The sequence below is a fragment of the Aquirufa rosea genome (assembly GCF_004118285.1).
Classification (GTDB): domain Bacteria; phylum Bacteroidota; class Bacteroidia; order Cytophagales; family Spirosomataceae; genus Aquirufa; species Aquirufa rosea.
This window is the reverse complement of the sequence record NZ_SDHY01000002.1, coordinates 448,281-465,847: the sequence shown is the minus strand read 5'-3', so window position 1 is coordinate 465,847 and position 17,567 is coordinate 448,281. Positions and strand designations below refer to the sequence as shown.

Below are 17,567 nucleotides of genomic sequence, written 5' to 3'. Positions count from 1 at the left end.
TGCTTTATTCTTTCTAATTATTTGATACTTACAGCTTCAGTGCCAGTACTATCTGTCGCAATGGGTTCAGCTGGGATATATTTGCTAGCTTTTGCCTTTAGGTTTTCAGGAACTTTGGTCAAGTATGCAGGATTCATCGTCAAGAACGGTTTTTGTTCAGATGTCCATTTTTTGAAATCTGCAGGCTCATCAACAAATACGGTGATAGCCATACCAAAGTGACCACGACCACAGATTTCGGTACAGTTCAATTTAAAGTTGAAATCCTTCTTACCTAGTTTAGCTCTCATTTCATCTGTCGAGATGGTGGGAGTAAACCAGAATTTAGTTGGCATACCTGGCACCGCATCCATCTTAACACGTTGGAAAGGAAGGTATACCGAGTGTAATACGTCTTGCGCTCTGATTTTCAACAAAACTGGCACACCTTTTGGTAAGTGTAATTCATTCGCTGTAAAATCATCAAATGTGTTTTTATCTGAGAAATCTAAACCTAAATTATTGGTTTCATCAATCAATTTATAATTCACATTACCTAATTGACTGTCATCATTTCCAGCATAACGAACATACCATCCAAACTGGTGACCTGTTACTTCTATCACTACCGCGTTACTGGGTGCTTGAGAGGTAATATCTCTCCAGGTTCTCCATCCTGTGAATACCAAGATTGCCATAACGATAGCCGGGATGATGGTCCATACAATCTCTAATTTATGGTTTACTGGATAGAAAGTGGCCTTTCTATTATTGTCATTACGGTATCTAAAGGCAAAGAAGAAAAGTAAGCTATTGGTTATAAAAAACGCCAATGTTACGATTGCCATCGAAATCCAAAACATTGAATCGGTTCTTACTCCGTGCTCAGAAGCAGCTTCAGGTAAAAAGTCAGGTTGAGCGTGAATGAAGGACCAAACTCCAGCGATTGTTCCAAATAGCCAGAAGAGTAAAAATCCAACAGCATTGGTATTATTGTGTGAATCAAGCGCAGAATCTGACTCGTTTTCTCCACTAAGGTTTTTGTTAAGCTTCAAACTTTTGCTGATTACGGCAATCGCTAAGATGAAGAATACAACGGATAAAAGACCAACTAGGTAATTCATATGTATAGTTTATTAGATTCTAGCTTTTAAATATTAAATATCGTGGTGAACAGCTTCTGGTAAGAATGGGTGGTTCTTAGCAATTAATGAAGCCTTTGTTAATTCATCACTTATGATGTAAATAAAGGCAGAAGCAAATACTGTAACCATTCCAAACTCTACTAAACCGTAACCTCCATGTTTTCCTAAAACACCTGGCATAATCATTTGGTAGAAGTCAATATAGTGACCTACAATAATGAAAAATGCAGCGATTTTTAAGAAGATACGTGTTCTTTTTGCATCACGCGTCATAAGAACTAAGAAGGGTAGCAAGAAGTTTAGTAAAACCATTAAAATTTCTGAGGCTTTGTAAATTTTATTGTGTCCTTCCCAACGCTCTAAGAAATAGATGATTTCTTCTGGCATGTTGGCATAGTAAATCAATAAGAATTGCTCAAACCACACATAAGACCAGAAGATAGAAAAGGCAAACATCAATTTACCTAAGTCATGTAAGTGGTTTTCATTTACATACGCCATGTAACCTTTGTCTTTTAAAATTAGGACAGCTAAGGTAATCACCGCTAATCCCGTTACATGCCAAGATGAGAACATATACCATCCAAACATAGTGGAGAACCAGTGGGTATCGATTGACATCACCCAATCCCAAGCAAACATAGAACTAGATGCTCCTAATACTACAATAAACGCGGTAGAAATACGTACTAATTGAGTAAATAAATCTGTTCCTCCGATTAAATCTTCTTCTAAGGATTTTTTACGCAATACAGTCCAAAGACCAATCCATAGTGCGAAAAATCCTACTAAGCGAACAATGAAGAAAGTTTTGTTTAAGTAACCTGCTTTTCCAGCTATGATCTTATCATAGTTTTCACTTCCTACTTCTGTTACACCATGGTGCATCCAGTGGAAAATAACATCTCCTTTGAAAAAGAATACTAATAATAAGATGGGTAAAGTTATAAATAAGAATTTAGGGAATGCTTCTGGTACACGCTTCATCACAGATGACCATCCAGATTTGGTTAGGTACTGTAACGAAACAAAGAACATACCGATGACAGCGATACCGGTAAAGAATACAGCATTTAACCATACGTTGGCCCAAATACGATTGGTCCAATCATAATGATCTTCAGCAGCTGGTTGGTGGGATACTGCTCCTCCTGATAGGTGTTCTCCGGCAGCCTCATGCCCTGCTTTTACAGCTTCATGCCCTGCGTTGGCAACTTCGTGGCCACCAGCCTCACCTTTGGATAAAAGATATATTCCAAGCACTAAAGCTATTACTCCGGCAATGAAAGCATAAATAACTCTTTTCTTGCCTTCAGAAGTGAATTCAAAGTGCTCTTCAACGTTTGCTGGGGAAAAATGTGAGTGTCCCGCCATTTTATCTGGTATTTTAATTTTTAATAATTGAACTATTGTTTTTGTAATTCATGTACATAAAGTACAATTTTCCAACGATTAGCCGGAGTGATTTGTGAACCATGCGGCCACATTCTCCCTTTACCATGTGTGATTACGTGGTAAATATGTCCGTCGTTTAATGTTTTCAATGCATCACTGGAATATACAGGAACCCCTTTGTACATCTTAGCCACTAAGCCATCACCTTTACCTCCTTCACCATGGCAATGTTGACAATATCTTTCATATTGTAACTTACCTGCTTCAATGTTCTCTGGAGTAGCGGCCAATGGATTTTTTAAAGCCGCGGCAGAATAACTAATGCTGTCGTTTGGTATAGTTCTTGAAATCAAATCTTGGTGAAGGATTTCATTTTTCAATGAATCACTTCCTGTGAATTTATTACGCGCTACGGTACCTGCTACCGGTTGACGCATATTCATTCCATAAGGATTGATAGTATTGGTATCGCCTTCCGTTTGTGACATAGGCTCGTAAGCCACGGAATGATACATGTTGGGAGCAAATTCTGTTCCAGTATCATTGTGGTCGTCAGTACATGAGGACAATAAGCCTCCTATTAGACCCGCAAATAAAACGAATTGGTATCTTGGATTCAACATCTTGTTATGCTTCTTCGTGAACAATTGTTCTTGATTAATTATTTAACATTTACTTCTATCGCACCTGAATCTTTCAAGGCTTTCTTGATATCATCGGCACTTACTTTTTTGTTTTTGTCAACGTTGATTGCCATTACAAATTTATCGTCCGTGATTCTAAGATCTAATATGTCAGGTTGGTTGCCAGGATATAAGTTATTGGAAATACAAAATGTAATTACCAATCCAAATGCAGTGAATAATACGGTTCCTTCAAAGCTAACTGGAATCCAGTTTGGAAGAGCGAAGAAATCTTTACCACCAATGATCATCGGCCAATCAAATACCATGGTATAACTAATTAGTGACAAAGCGCAGGTTAAACCCAAAACCCCAAATAAAAAGGCAGCGATTGGTAAACGGGTACGCTCATGTCCTACAGCACGATCTAATCCGTGAATGGGAAATGGAGTGAATACATCTTCTATTTTGATTCCTTTCGATTTTACCTCACTTACAGCGTGTAAAACCTCATCCTCATCATCGTATACACCTAAAATGTAGTTAGTTGTCGAACTCATATTGTTTTAATTTCGAATTGCTAATAAATTATTCTTCGGTTTTTTTCGTGGCTTTTTTCTTTTCAGGAAAATTGCTCGATACTCCTTTCATTACTGATTTCACCTCAGCCATATTGACTACTGGTAAATACTTAGCAAATAAGAAGAATAGCGTAAAGAATAAACCAAAAGAAAAAATGTAATCACCAATATCATACATGGTAGGAGAGAACATAGCCCAAGATGATGGTAGATAATCTCTGTGTAACGATGTTACGATAATTACGAAACGCTCAAACCACATACCCACGTTTACCACGATAGATAAGAAGAAGCTTACCATCAAATTTGTGCGGATAGCTTTTGACCAGAATAATTGTGGAGAGATTACGTTACATGTCATCATCATCCAATATGCCCACCAGTAAGGACCAGTAGCACGGTTGATGAAAGCATAACTTTCGTATTCAACTCCTGAGTACCAAGCAATAAAGAACTCAGTTAAATAAGCGATACCAACGACCGAACCTGTTACCGTGATAACGATGTTCATCATTTCGATGTGCTCAATTGTGATATAATCTTCTAATTTAAATACCACACGGGTAATTAATAACAAGGTTTGTACCATGGCAAAACCAGAGAAGATCGCACCCGCCACGAAATATGGAGGGAAAATGGTTGTATGCCATCCTGGAATCACAGAAGTTGCAAAGTCCATGGATACAATGGTGTGTACCGAAAGTACCAATGGAGTAGAGATACCTGCTAAAATTAAGGACATGTACTCATAACGTGCCCAAGTTTTAGAAGAACCAGTCCAGCCTAAGCTGAATAGGCCATACCAAAATTTACGTCCTTTGGTAGTAGCTCGGTCACGAATGGTAGCTAAATCGGGAACTAAACCCATGTACCAAAATAATAAAGAAACAGATAAATATGTCGAGATTGCGAATACGTCCCAAACCAATGGAGAGTTGAAGTTTACCCAAAGAGAACCAAATGCATTAGGTAGAGGTAAGGCCCAATGAGCTAACCAAGGACGTCCCATGTGTGCCAAGATAAAGGAAGCAGCACAAAGTACAGCGAAGATGGTCATAGCCTCTGCCGAGCGGTTAATGGATGTTCTCCATTTTTGACGGAACAATAATAGTACCGCGGAGATCAACGTACCGGCGTGACCTATACCAACCCACCATACGAAGTTGGTAATGTCCCATGCCCAACCAACTGTTTTATTTAATCCCCAAACACCAATACCTTGCCACCAGGTATAAAATAGACAGTAAGCCCCATAAATAAATACAAGTGTGGATATACCGAAGGCCCATTTCCACTCTTTGGTGGGTTCACCTTCTACCTGCTTGCAAATATCGTGGGTAACATCGGAATAAGATTTGCCACCAGTAACTAGTTTCTCTCTTATGGGTGATACAACGTGCGACATATTTTTATTTACTTTTTGATACGATTTGAATAATTATGCTTCTTTTTTACCGTCCTTGTTACGAACTTTTACTAAGTAAGAGATATTCGGCTTCACATTAATCTCTTCGATTACACCATAAGCTCTTCCTTCTCTTTCTGTAGCTAATAATTTAGAAATTTCAGAAGCAGGATCGTTCATGTCTCCAAAGGTAATCGCATTGGTTGGACAAGATTGAGCACACGCCACTTGGATTTCTCCGTCAATGGGTCTTCTCTTTTCTTTCTTCGCAGCTAATTTTCCTTCTTGAATACGTTGAACGCACATAGAACATTTTTCCATTACTCCACGTGAACGAACGGTTACGTCTGGGTTAATTACCATACGACCTAAGTCATTGTTGAAGTGGAAATCGAAATCGTCAGTTTGGAAATAACGGAACCAGTTGAAACGACGAACTTTGTATGGACAGTTGTTAGCACAGTAACGAGTACCGATACAACGGTTGTATGTCATTTGGTTTAGACCCTCGGTTGAGTGCGTAGTAGCTAATACTGGACAAACAGTCTCACAAGGAGCATTGTTACAGTGCTGACACAACATTGGCTGGAATACTACTTCTGGATTATCTGAAGCAATTTCTAAGCCTTTTAAGTCTTCTACCTCTGCATCAGATGAGTAATAACGGTCGATACGCATCCAATGCATTTCACGACGGTTGATTACTTCCTGGCGACCTACTACTGGTACGTTGTTTTCTGCAGAACATGAAACCACGCAAGCAGAACAACCTGTACAAGTATTTAAGTCTATCACCATACCCCAAGCATGGTTATTGTATTGGTGACCGTTCCATAAGGTTAGGTCTGTAGCGTTTTTCTTGCCTTCTGAAGTGGCCACTGTTGGGTGGAAACGTCCAGCTTGTGAATTTTTCACAAACTCAGAAAGAACAGTTTCTTGGATAACCGCCTGACGAGCCATTACTGTTTGGTGAGTTTGTGTTTGAGCTATTTCTTTAGAATCGCCAGTTGGGCTTAAACTAACTCCTTGAGTACAAGTACCTACACAAGCACCATTGATTTCAGAAATAAATGGATAAGCATTAGCACCTACTCCATCCGCTGATTTTCCAGCTTTAGTTCTACCGTAACCAATAGCAATAGCAATGGTATCTTGTGCTTGACCTGGTTGAACTAATACCGGTAAAGTTACTTCATATCCTTTAGCAGCTACTTTGACTACATCTCCTTGCTTCAAGTTTAATTTAGTCGCTGTAGGCTGTGAAATAGATGCATAATTGTCCCAACATGCTTTAGAAACTGGCTCTGGGAATTCTTGTAACCAAGGGTTATTTGCTTGAGAACCTGTTCCCAAACCTACTTTTTCATAAACGGCAATTTCTAATCCTGTTGAATTAGCCGTATAAGCTTTTGCGATAGCAGCGGCGGCGGCATTCGCATCTACCGAAGGTACTCCGCTAGATACGTTGACAGCGTTTGGTTGGAATACTCCATCATGTAAAGCATTTTTCCATTGTACGGCACCTGCTTTCAAGATGTTCGCTTCCCAGTTACGCTCTAAATAAGTAGCGTAATCACCATTCAATCCTGCCCAGGTCAATAAGCTAGATTGAGCTTGACGGGTTTTGAAAATGGTAGAAATCGTTGGCTGAGTTAATGAATAGAAACCAGCTTTTGGTTCAGCATCATTCCATGACTCTAAATAGTGTGAATCTGGAGCGATGAACTGGCATAGAGATGCTGTTTCATCAGCTCTTTCGTTAGTAGCTAAACTTACTTCAATTTTCGGTAAAGCAGCAGCTAATGCAGCCCCCATTGGGTGGTTGTAAACTGGGTTTGCATTGTAGAAAATGACTGCACCAATTTTACCTGCACCTGCTTCTTTAATGAAGTTAGCCATGGACATATCATTACCCTGACGGTAATTAACAGCTACTCCTGTATTAATCGTAGTACCATAAGCTCCAACGAGAGCATTGATAGCTACCACTACTTTTTGAACTTCAGGATCATTGGATCCAGCTACTACAATAGAAGCACCTTTGGATGCTACTAAATCTTTCGCTGCTTTATCTAAATGATCTACTTTAATGGATGCACCTGCTAAAGCAGCGGCTCCTGTTAATTTGGCAACTGCGTTGTATAAACTTACTACGACTAAACCCTCTTGTGATGGCTTATAAGTAGCACGGTAGTCTGCGTTAGCACCAGTGTTAGATAAGATCGTCTCAAATTGATAATGACGAGACATTTCTTTTTTACCTTCTTTGCCTGATCCTACACGACGAGTTTCAGCCCATTGTGCTGCGAACTCCGTAGGTGCTACCCAAGTACCTAAGAAGTCAGCTCCAACAGAAACAATTGTTTTTGCTTTGCTGAAATCCATGCTAGGAAGTATACCTCCATGAGCTTGTGTTAATCCATAAGCTGGGTTGGCATCATATACGACATGTTGAGTAGTTGGATATTTCGCTGTGAATTCAGCAATTACCTTTTTCGTTGTTGGAGAAAGAATGGTATTGGAAACTATTCTAATTTGTCCTCCTTTGGTAGCTACAGCCGCTAATTTGGCTGTAAACTCTTTATCTAATTGAGCCCAATCGCTTGCTTTTGCACCAATTTGTGGCCCTTTTAATTTTTCGTTATCATAAAGACTCAATACGGAAGCATGAGCTCTACCAGAAAGAACACCCTTAGAAACCGCTGATAATTTGTTTCCTTCAATTTTGATTGGACGACCTTCTCTTGTTTTTACTAAAATGGAAGCATATTCACCTCCATCTGTATACGTTGAAGCATACCAGTTAGCAATCGTAGGCTCTACATCTACTGGCTTGTTCAAGTAAGGAATGGTTTTCTTGACTGGAGCCTCGCAAGCAGCTAATGAAACTGCTGCTACACCGAATCCCAACATTTTTAGAAAATCACGACGGTGAGTTCCCGATCCATCTACTAGGGCTTCCCCTTTAGAATCGTTCTCAGATGGCATATTGCCAAACTCGTTGTGGATATTTTTTACAAACGATGGTTCATTGGTTAACTCCTCAATCCCTTTCCAATACCTCTTGTTCGAATTTTCCATATAATCTTTCTTATTCAGACTAAAATTGAATCTTTTATAACGCGTATACTATTAATAGTGGCACTTAGAACATTCTAAACCGCCAATGTTTTGCACTTTAAGTGGAGTCTTGCTATCCTTATTATGTACTTCTACCAATTTATCATAATACGCATTTCCTTTTGCGTTTACATCTGTATTACGATGACAATCGATACACCATCCCATAGTTAAGGTGGAACGTTGCTCAACTACTTCCATTTTTTCTACTTCTCCATGGCAGTTTTTACATTCCAAATTACCCACATTGGTATGTTGTGAGTGATTGAAATACGCTAAATCTGGAAGGTTGTGTACACGAACCCATTGAATTGGTTCGTCTTTTTCGATAGCTTGGTAAATCTTCTGAATTTCTGGAGATTCTCTTTTAATAGCGTTGTGGCAGTTCATACAAATGTTAGCCGAAGGAACGTTGGCACCTTTTCCTTCATATACGCCTGTGTGGCAGTAGTTACAGTTGATTTGATACTGACCCGCGTGAAGTTTGTGCGAGAATTTGATAGGTTGCTCTGGAGCATAACCTTGGTGGATACCTACTCCGTAAGCGGCATCAATGGTTGCTTTACCTCCTAATAGAAGAGCAAAAATGATGATACCCGTTTTCACAGCAGAATTAGCAGCTAATTTTTTAGCATTTTCAGCAAATCGTTGCATCAATGGAGCCTCTGAATCAGCTTCTCCGCTGCTTAGTTTACTTAATGTATTCACGATCGACAATAATGCGATCAATACAAATACCATGATAACTAACAAGCCTACTAATAAAACCTCCATCATTCCACCTGAGCTAGCAGCCGCTGGTGCAGCAGCCCCCGCCGGAGCAGCTCCTGCAGCTGGCGCGGCTGGCGCAGCATTGGAAGCATCTATATAAGCAATAATACTTTTGATTTGACCTTCTGAGAAGTTCGGATAAGGAGTCATAGCAGCCTTATTGAACTTGTTGTAAAGGTCGTTAGCGTATTTATCTCCTGAGGCAATGACTGCTTGAGGATTATGCACCCACTTAACAATCCATTCAATGGGTCTACGTTCACTGATACCCTTTAAACCTGGGCCTACAAGCACTTCATCTGTACTACTATGGCAAGCTGCACAGTTATTTTTAAACAATGTTTCTCCCTCTGCAGCGTCTTGAGCTAAAGTCGCATATGTTGATGCAAACAAAAACAGAAATGAGAAAAGGAACTTAACGAGCGTAAAATTGTTGCGATTCATGTTTGAAAATCTCCTATTTATTCAGTCCGCAAAACTACAATTCGAATTTTTAGGAAACAATTTATTTGCCACTCAATTTCAGGAATTTTTAAGCTTTACCCTTTTATTTAGAATTTTTCAAAATAAGCAATTTGTTAAATTTTAATATTTCAATAAATAATTGGATATAATCAGCTTTAAATAAAAAAACCTCCCAATCAGGGAGGTTTTTGGGAGGTTTCGAGCGGATTCGAACCGCTGTACAAGGTTTTGCAGACCTCTGCCTAGCCACTCGGCCACGAAACCATCTTTTTGGGGACACGAAATTAGGGCATTTTTGTTTAAATGCCAAGTCTTTTTTCATCTTAAGCCTTCAAGGGGCCGAAAACTACATTTCTTAGCCCATTTGTCCGAGTCGGTAAATTGCTTTGGGGCAATTCTGCCATTATCCTCTTTTCAGTGTAAAGACTGAAATTTCTGGTGGCATACCCACTCGTCCAGGGTAACCAATGTATCCAAATCCGCGGTTTACATATAATTGTTGTTGTCCTTCTTGATAAAGGCCAGCCCATTGTTTGTAAACATATTGTGCTGGTGACCAGGTAAAATCACCTACTTTAACTCCAAATTGGGTGCCATGCGTATGACCTGCGAATGCCACATCTATATCCTGGTATTTTTTAGTTACCTCTGCGTTCCAGTGTGTCGGATCATGGGATAACAATAATTTAGTGCTAGCTTCTTCTGAGCCTTGGTAGGCTTTAGCTAAATTTCCGTACCAAGGGAAACGACCTACTCCAATATTTTGTACACCGATCAAAGCCAATTTTTCTCCTGATTCCTCAATGATTTTATTTTCATCCATCAATAAATTCCAGCCCATTAATTCATGCGCTTTCATTAAATCTTGCAGGTTTTGTCTTTTGGCTTGTGGACTTTTCCAACGAACATAGTCACCATAATCATGATTACCCAGGGTACTATAAACACCCAATGGTGCAGATAATTTGGAGAACATTTGGAAATAATCTTCTACTTCTTTGGCTTCATTGTTTACCAAGTCGCCGGTGAAAAATAGTAAATCAGCTTTCTCTCGTTTCACCATGTCCACACCGCCTTGAACCGCTCTTTTGTTGTAAAAACTACCCGAATGGATATCAGACAATTGGGCTATGCGTAAACCATCAAAGGATTTGGGAAGGTTAGGTATTTTTAAACTAACCTGTTCTACTCGATAATCATGTGCGCCAGAAAGGATACCAAAGGTAAAAGTAGCGGCAGGTACAGCTCCAACAGCCAATGCCGTTTTTGATAAAAATTCACTTCGACTGATTTGTCCCGGAGCAGGTTCTCCAGGAATGATGTCTAAATTTTTATTGGTGAAGGCCCAACGAATAATTCGAGTGATATCTTCAATGAATAAAAATATAAGTACAAAAAGCTTGGAGAATACGGTAATCATGACGCTGGCCATGAAAAACGTGCGGAGGGTTTTGTTCCAAAATGCTAATGGGAGGAAGTTGTATCCTAATATGCCTAAAATGATGCCGCCAGAAATGCTCCAATATACCCAACGAACTATCTGTTGTGTGGAGTTACTTTGGTGTTGGAAGCTTGTTTTGAATGCTTGCCAAACATAGTAGTCGATGGCGAGTAAAATCAAGCTCATGAAAGGAATAAAAAATAGTTTATTCATATGGGTAATATAGAATGGCAAGTAGGGCTATTGCTAGCTATTTTCAAAATTAATCTGGATGAATGGTGTTTATCGAGTTATAATCCTCGTTAATTTGTTTCTTTAAACTACTTGATGGATTTTTTTGTTCCCATTTTTAATGAATAAGTTACATATTTCCATTTTAGGAGGAGGTTGGATAGGTGTTCCATTGGCTGAAACACTCGTTGCAAAGGGATATTCGGTCCAAATGAGCCAATCGTCCCAAAGCAGCTTAATACAAAATAAGGAAATCAGGTTGTTATCATGGAGGGCAGAACTCCACATGTCAGATGAAGCATGGCAACCAATGTTAGAAGCGGATATACTTATTTGGACAATTCCCCCTAGACGAAAAGAGCATGGGGATACATTTTATTTGGAAATAATCACCGATTTCATTCGATTGGCCAATAAAAGAAAGTATCAAAAAATTATCTTTTTGTCATCTACCTCGGTGTATAAGTCTGTTCATGGCGTGGTAGATGAGCAGTCTGAGGTCGAAGATAATATGATGAGTCAGGCTGAAAAGATATTCATGGAACTTCAGAGTCCTTGGTTAATCCTCCGTTTAGGCGGACTCATGGGGGGTAATCGATTTGTAGCTAAGTACTATTCGGGAAAAACGATACCTGCGGCAAACCATCCTGTTAATTATGTCCATCGTGTGGATGTGCTAGAAATTATTTCTCAGAGTTTAGTTCCATCCATCATAGGTATATATAATGTAGTGGCACCCTTTCATCCGATTAAATCTGAACTTGTTTTCAAGGAGTGCGAGATGCGAAATTTGCCAAAGCCACAAGGTAGTATAGAGGATGCAGAGCCCGCTAAAATAGTTAGTTCAGATAAAATCATCGGGGCATTAAAATATACATTTCAATACCCCGATCCATTATGGTTTCCCTTGGAAAACTAAGCCATATTGAGCTCCTGAATGGCTAGCCATGCCATGAGCCCCGGACCTATATGTAAGGCTTTTTCGTCGATATTAAAGTTAGGGGTATGAACGCCGTGAATGATACCTTGTTGGTCGTTTCGAATTCCTAGTCGATAGAAGCAGGCATCCACATGGTGCGTATAAAAAGCAAAGTCTTCTGCCGCCATCCAAATGTCCAGGTCAATCACATGTTCCTCGCCTAAATACTCGATGGCTGCTGCCTTCATTCTGCGAGTTAACTCAGGATTGTTTTTTAGGAAGGGATAGCCTTTTAAGACATGAAAGTCACATGAGCCTCCCATGGATTCCGCAATTCCTTCTGCCAGCTTCTTCATTTTGGCCAATCCTTCGGCTCTCCATTCTTCGTCCATGGCACGGAAAGTTCCTTCTATCTTTACCTCATTGGGTATCACATTCGTAGCCCCTTCAGCAATGAATTTACCAAAGCTAAGTACCGAAGGAAGTCTAGGGTTTTTATTCCTAGAAATGATTTGCTGCATAGCTATGATGATGTGCGAGGCTATGACAATCGGGTCAATGCACTGATCAGGCATAGCTCCATGACCACCTTTCCCTTTTACAGTTAAATACAATTCATCGGCACTAGCCATATACATGCCCTCTCTAAAGCCAACTTTTCCTACAGGGATGTTCGTTGCCACGTGCTGTCCCAATATACCCGAAGGACTCGGATTACTCAATGCTCCTTCCTCGATCATGATGCTAGCTCCACCGGGGGCCTTTTCCTCTGCTGGCTGGAATAGTAGTTTAATTGTTCCTTCAAATTCGTCTTTCACCGCCTGTAAAATTCGGGCACTTCCTAACAGGGAAGAGGTATGCACATCGTGACCACAGGCATGCATCACGCCCGGTTTTTGGGATTTATAGGATATATCGTTGGTTTCTTGGATAGGTAAAGCATCCATGTCAGCCCTCAAAGCAACTACTTTTTTGCTAGGATTTCTTCCTTCAATGATAGCTATAACCCCGGTAGTGGCGATACGTTCGGTGGAAATACCCATTTCCTGCAATTGTTTTTCCACATAAGCCTGTGTCTCAAATTCATGAAAGGAGAGTTCGGGGTGTGAATGTAGATGGCGACGGGCAGAAATATTTGCATTTGCCTGCTGCTCAGCTAGTTCCTGTATCTTTTTTAGAAGACTGGACATCATAAAATTTAATTTTTTACAAATCTACAAAATATTGCTTCAAAGAGTTTTTTTCTTAACTTTAAAGACAAGGGATGTGTAGGGAGCTTGTTCACCTTTAATCTTTTGTCTTATGAGTCGGAAAGTTTTAGTCTTAAATCAAGATTACAGCGCCTTAACCATTTGTTCCATGCCCAAAGCTTTTTTGCTAGTTTACCTGAATAAGGCAGAATTAGTGGCAGAATCAACGACAGAAAAACTTCATTCTATCTCGCAAACTTTTCCATTTCCATCCGTCATTCGCTTAAATCGTTATGTTTATTTCCCTTATAAAGGGGTGGTCTTAAGCAGGCAGAATATCTTCAAGCGAGATGATAGTATGTGTCAATATTGTGGTTCGAAAGACCATTTGACCTTGGATCATGTGATGCCTAAATCTAGACAAGGCAGAACTTCCTGGGATAATTTAACCACTGCATGTAAATATTGTAATTCAAAAAAAGGAGATCTTACTCCTGAAGAAGCAGGTATGACATTGAGGCGGCGTCCATTTAAGCCATCATTTGTTATGTTTTTGCGTAATTTTTCTGGAATTTTGGATCAGCAATGGGTACCTTTTGTTGGATCTAAAATGGAGCAAATAATTTAAGCATGAATATTTCTTTTATTGGTGCTGGTCATGTGGCCTGGCATTTGTCGCAGGCTTTAGAAAATGCGGGTCATAGTGTGCAAGAAGTCTTTAGTAGAGATCCAGCCAAGGCCAAGGACTTGGTTACTTATTTATATAATGCTAAAGTTCAAGAACATTTAGATTTTTCCGAATCCAAATCCAGCGTTTTCTTTTTGTGCGTTCCAGACATGGCTTACCCCGTAGTGTTAAAGGAATTATTGCTTCCTAAGTATGCCACACTTCTCTTGGTATCTGGGACAGTTTTATTAGCTGAAGCGTCCATTTGGTACGATCCCGCCAGAGAAAGTACGAATCAGTTAGGGGTGTTTTTCCCGGTTCAACATTTGCAGTCAGGTAGGAAAATTAATTTATCCCACATGCCTATTTGCTTGGAGGTATTGGTGGAGGAAACTGAAGCCTTGTCAGTGCAATTAGCCAAAGATATTACCGATGCCATGTATTTGGTCAATGGGCAAGAAAGAAAGAAGATTTACCTGTCTATGTTATTAGCTGGAATATTTACGCAGCAGCTATGGAATGAGGCAAGTCGATTATTGCATTCCATTGAGTTGGATACCTCCTTGCTTCAAGGCTTGATACAAAACTATGTACAATCCTATTTTAAAAACTTACCGGTTCAGGATCAAATAGAGGCGCAATCTTTTAAAGATGGCCGTTTAATGATTGAACAGCAATCCTACTTGTCCAGCATCGAGCTTCAGGAAGTGTACCGTAACATGGTTCAGCAGCTGATGAAGGCTACTTAATGAAAGGCTTGTCGATATTTAAAATAATTTGAGACTTGCTAAATCCTACCAGTACTACCTTGGATTTTTTGTCGATGAAAAGGTAGTATAAGCTATCTCCCTGGCTATTTTTCTGAATACTAGGTGGGATATCCTGCTGTAATGATTGGCTGTAGGCCAAAGCATCTAATGTTTCTAGAATTTTCTTATCCTTATGTAGCTTCTTTAAATTTTCGGCATCTCCTGATTGAATTTTTACTTGGAATTTTTTAGCAATACTATCTAGGCTAATTTGGTTTTTAGGATTTTCTATGAGCGCTTGAATTTCTTGCCCCCATGTATCTGCCTTATTGGTGATGTCTTGTGGAAGAATTCTCTTCACTTGACGCATTTTCATTTCTTTGACTGCCGCACTGGTATCAATGCGCTTGGAAAAATCGCAGCTTTGAAGGTGGATAATAACTATTATTAAGCTAGCCGCGGAAAGAAATTTCTTCATGAGATTAAATTGATGCACAAAGGTATTCTTTACAAGCAGAAAGGGCAATGAATTTAATTGTTATCTTTGCGGGTAATTTTAAATTTTTATACAAGTATGTTGGAGCAATTGGAGGCCATCAGGGAAAGATTCTTAGAAGTAGAGCAGCAAATTGCCATGCCGGAAATCGTTTCCGATTTAAAGAAATTCAAGACTTTAAGTAAAGAATACAAAGATTTACAAAAGATTGTAGATCAATACGCCGCATATTTGAATTTATTGAAATCCATCGATGAGGCAAAAGAAGTAATTGCCACGGAGAAGGACGAGGATTTCAGAGATATGGCCAAGGCTGAATTAGAGACATTGGTTCCACAAGAAAAGGAAATGCAGGAGCTTCTCAAAGAGATGTTAATTCCTAAGGATCCAAATGATTCCAAAGATTGTATTTTAGAAATTAGGGGTGGTACAGGCGGTGATGAAGCATCAATTTTTGCGGGGGATTTGTTCCGTATGTACCAGCGGTATGCTGAAAAGATGGGTTGGACATTCCAAATCATGGATTTTACCGAGGGGACTGCAGGCGGCTTTAAGGAAATTATCGTTTCAGTTCAGGGAGAAGATGTGTATGCAAAACTGAAATTTGAATCAGGTGTTCATCGTGTTCAGCGTGTCCCAGCCACTGAATCAGCTGGTAGAATTCATACTTCTGCCGCCACGGTGGCAGTGATGCCAGAGGCAGATGAAGTGGATGTTCAGATTAATATGAATGATATCAGAAAAGACACATTTTGTTCTTCTGGAGCGGGTGGACAATCCGTAAATACCACTTATTCGGCTGTTCGTGTAACCCATATTCCTTCAGGATTGGTTGTGCAATGTCAAGACGAAAGATCTCAGATAAAGAATTTTGAAAAAGCTATGACGGTTTTGCGCTCAAGGTTGTATGAGATTGAATTAGAGAAGAGAAATGCAGAAATAGCTGGAAATAGAAAGTCCATGGTAGGTTCTGGAGATCGATCAGACAAAATTAGAACTTATAATTATCCGCAGGGGCGTGTGACAGACCACCGCATAGGCTTAACGGTTTATAATTTACCTGTAGTAATGGATGGTGAGATTGGAGAGTTTATAGAGCAATTACGTATAGCTGAAAACGCAGAGCGTTTAAAAGAAGGCTCGATGTAAGGGATTTGTTTTTAAATAAAAGCGGCCTTATTTATCAAAATGAGGCCGCTTTTATTATCAAGTAACTGATGAGGAAATTGAAATAAAATTAATTTGCTCAACGTTGTTAAGGTTTTAAACCTTGACAACGTTAGAATTTCAGGCCTTCTCCAATTTGAATTGAAAGGAGGTTCCTTTATCTACTTTAGAGAAAACGGATATTTTGCTATTGTGTGCCTGGATGATATGTTTGACAATGGATAAGCCTAGTCCGGAACCACCATTTAGCTTAGCTCGACTTTTATCTACTCGATAGAATCTTTCAAACAATCGAGGCAAATGTTCCGCAGGCACACCAGGTCCATTATCTTTCACCATTATTAAAAATGCCTTTTTCTTTTCCTCCAAGTGCACGGTTACTTTTCCATCCTGATGTCCATATTTGATGCCATTGTCTATTAAATTAACAAGTACCTGACTGATACGTTGGTAGTCGGCCTTAACTAAAACAGGACCAGGGTGACCAATCAGCTTCAATTCGATATTTTTTGACTTGGCCTTAGCTTCTAATTGCTCAAAAATCTCCAATACCAAAGGCTTTAAATCCAAGGCTTTTTTGTCAATTTTAATGGCCCCAGTTTCAATTTGAGAAACAGTTAATAAATCCTTTACCAAAATGTCCAATCCATCCAGACTTTTGGCGGCTTTTTCCAGGAATCGTTTTCTGATTTCAGGATCCTCCTCTGGATTGTCCAATAAAGTATGAACAAATCCCTGTGCGGCAAAAATGGGTGTTTTTAACTCATGAGACACATCTGCCAAAAATTCCTGACGGTATTTAGCCGCTTTTTTAAGTTCTTTTACCTCATCTTCTTTGGTGGTCACGTAGGAGTTTAACTCCTCCTTCAATAATTCAATGGGGTTTTCTTTTTCAATCAATTGTTTGCGCGGAATGACCGAGAAATTCTTCTTTTTAATTTGTTTGATTCGGTCGTATAATTTGTTGACTTCCTTAAAAACCAAATTGTCTAAGGCAAAATAAATCACGGCACTCCCAAAGATGAAAGAACTGATGAAACTAATAAAAAGGATAGTGAAATCGGTATTAGGTAAAAACGACAAGAAAGAGGTACAAACCCCAGCAATGACGAATGCCAAAAGTAAGGAAAGGTATCGTGGGCTTAACATGCTGTTTTTTGAATCAAGTTACGATTTAAATTTCTTTTGGGGAACCATAAGCCCATTTGTTTTAGAATAATCGG

The 17,567-nt window shown here is 39.5% G+C and carries 15 protein-coding genes and 1 tRNA gene; 4 read left to right on the top strand and 12 right to left on the bottom strand.

Features of this window, described 5'->3' with window-relative positions; translation table 11 throughout:
• Positions 1 to 17: 17 nt before the first annotated feature.
• The 9 genes from ESB04_RS05030 to ESB04_RS04990 all read right to left on the bottom strand — a co-directional run bounded on the left by ESB04_RS05030 (position 18) and on the right by ESB04_RS04990 (position 11,138).
• The gene (locus tag ESB04_RS05030; protein ID WP_129026630.1) at positions 18 to 1,103 is read right to left on the bottom strand and encodes a cytochrome c oxidase subunit II; all 1,086 of its coding nucleotides are present in this window, start codon (positions 1,101 to 1,103) and stop codon (positions 18 to 20) included.
• Positions 1,104 to 1,136: 33 nt separating this feature from the next.
• The gene (locus ESB04_RS05025; RefSeq protein WP_129026629.1) at positions 1,137 to 2,498 is read right to left on the bottom strand and encodes a quinol:cytochrome C oxidoreductase; all 1,362 of its coding nucleotides are present in this window, start codon (positions 2,496 to 2,498) and stop codon (positions 1,137 to 1,139) included.
• Positions 2,499 to 2,530: 32 nt separating this feature from the next.
• Positions 2,531 to 3,142 carry a c-type cytochrome gene (locus tag ESB04_RS05020; RefSeq protein WP_129026628.1) on the bottom strand — a complete coding sequence of 204 codons (612 nt, stop codon included), beginning with the start codon at positions 3,140 to 3,142 and terminating at the stop codon, positions 2,531 to 2,533.
• Positions 3,143 to 3,180: 38 nt separating this feature from the next.
• Entirely contained in the window at positions 3,181 to 3,702 is a 522-nt protein-coding gene (locus tag ESB04_RS05015; protein ID WP_129026627.1) for a DUF3341 domain-containing protein, read from the bottom strand.
• Positions 3,703 to 3,730: 28 nt separating this feature from the next.
• Positions 3,731 to 5,128: an NrfD/PsrC family molybdoenzyme membrane anchor subunit gene (gene nrfD / locus ESB04_RS05010; protein WP_129026626.1), complete on the bottom strand. Its 1,398-nt coding sequence runs from the start codon at positions 5,126 to 5,128 to the stop codon at positions 3,731 to 3,733.
• Between the two features lie 33 nt (positions 5,129 to 5,161).
• The gene (locus ESB04_RS05005) at positions 5,162 to 8,209 is read right to left on the bottom strand and encodes a TAT-variant-translocated molybdopterin oxidoreductase (RefSeq protein ID WP_129026625.1); all 3,048 of its coding nucleotides are present in this window, start codon (positions 8,207 to 8,209) and stop codon (positions 5,162 to 5,164) included.
• A gap of 51 nt (positions 8,210 to 8,260) precedes the next feature.
• The gene (locus tag ESB04_RS05000) at positions 8,261 to 9,463 is read right to left on the bottom strand and encodes a c-type cytochrome (RefSeq protein WP_129026624.1); all 1,203 of its coding nucleotides are present in this window, start codon (positions 9,461 to 9,463) and stop codon (positions 8,261 to 8,263) included.
• A 214-nt stretch (positions 9,464 to 9,677) separates the two neighbouring features.
• Positions 9,678 to 9,748, bottom strand: a tRNA-Cys gene (locus tag ESB04_RS04995).
• 139 nt (positions 9,749 to 9,887) lie between these two features.
• On the bottom strand, positions 9,888 to 11,138 hold the full coding sequence (locus ESB04_RS04990; protein WP_129026623.1) for a metallophosphoesterase: 1,251 nt from the start codon (positions 11,136 to 11,138) through the stop codon (positions 9,888 to 9,890).
• 139 nt (positions 11,139 to 11,277) lie between these two features.
• On the opposite strand from ESB04_RS04990, the gene ESB04_RS04985 reads away from it, so the two are divergent.
• The gene (locus ESB04_RS04985; protein ID WP_129026622.1) at positions 11,278 to 12,075 is read left to right on the top strand and encodes a Rossmann-fold NAD(P)-binding domain-containing protein; all 798 of its coding nucleotides are present in this window, start codon (positions 11,278 to 11,280) and stop codon (positions 12,073 to 12,075) included.
• Here ESB04_RS04985 and ESB04_RS04980 read toward each other — a convergent pair.
• Positions 12,072 to 13,265, bottom strand: coding sequence for a M20 metallopeptidase family protein (locus ESB04_RS04980; RefSeq protein WP_129026671.1), 1,194 nt, complete (start codon positions 13,263 to 13,265; stop codon positions 12,072 to 12,074). The two genes, ESB04_RS04985 and ESB04_RS04980, sit on opposite strands and share 4 nt — an antisense overlap.
• A gap of 112 nt (positions 13,266 to 13,377) precedes the next feature.
• On the opposite strand from ESB04_RS04980, the gene ESB04_RS04975 reads away from it, so the two are divergent.
• Positions 13,378 to 13,893: an HNH endonuclease gene (locus ESB04_RS04975; protein ID WP_129026621.1), complete on the top strand. Its 516-nt coding sequence runs from the start codon at positions 13,378 to 13,380 to the stop codon at positions 13,891 to 13,893.
• Between the two features lie 2 nt (positions 13,894 to 13,895).
• The gene (locus tag ESB04_RS04970; protein ID WP_129026620.1) at positions 13,896 to 14,681 is read left to right on the top strand and encodes a DUF2520 domain-containing protein; all 786 of its coding nucleotides are present in this window, start codon (positions 13,896 to 13,898) and stop codon (positions 14,679 to 14,681) included.
• Here ESB04_RS04970 and ESB04_RS04965 read toward each other — a convergent pair.
• Positions 14,674 to 15,159, bottom strand: coding sequence for a hypothetical protein (locus ESB04_RS04965; protein WP_129026619.1), 486 nt, complete (start codon positions 15,157 to 15,159; stop codon positions 14,674 to 14,676). The two genes, ESB04_RS04970 and ESB04_RS04965, sit on opposite strands and share 8 nt — an antisense overlap.
• A 96-nt stretch (positions 15,160 to 15,255) precedes the next feature.
• On the opposite strand from ESB04_RS04965, the gene prfA reads away from it, so the two are divergent.
• Positions 15,256 to 16,326 (top strand): peptide chain release factor 1, encoded by a 1,071-nt coding sequence (gene prfA, locus ESB04_RS04960; protein ID WP_129026618.1) that lies wholly within the window; start codon positions 15,256 to 15,258, stop codon positions 16,324 to 16,326.
• A gap of 138 nt (positions 16,327 to 16,464) precedes the next feature.
• Here the strand turns inward: prfA and ESB04_RS04955 are convergent, their stop codons facing one another.
• Entirely contained in the window at positions 16,465 to 17,493 is a 1,029-nt protein-coding gene (locus ESB04_RS04955; protein ID WP_129026617.1) for a sensor histidine kinase, read from the bottom strand.
• Between the last annotated feature and the right edge of the window lie 74 nt (positions 17,494 to 17,567).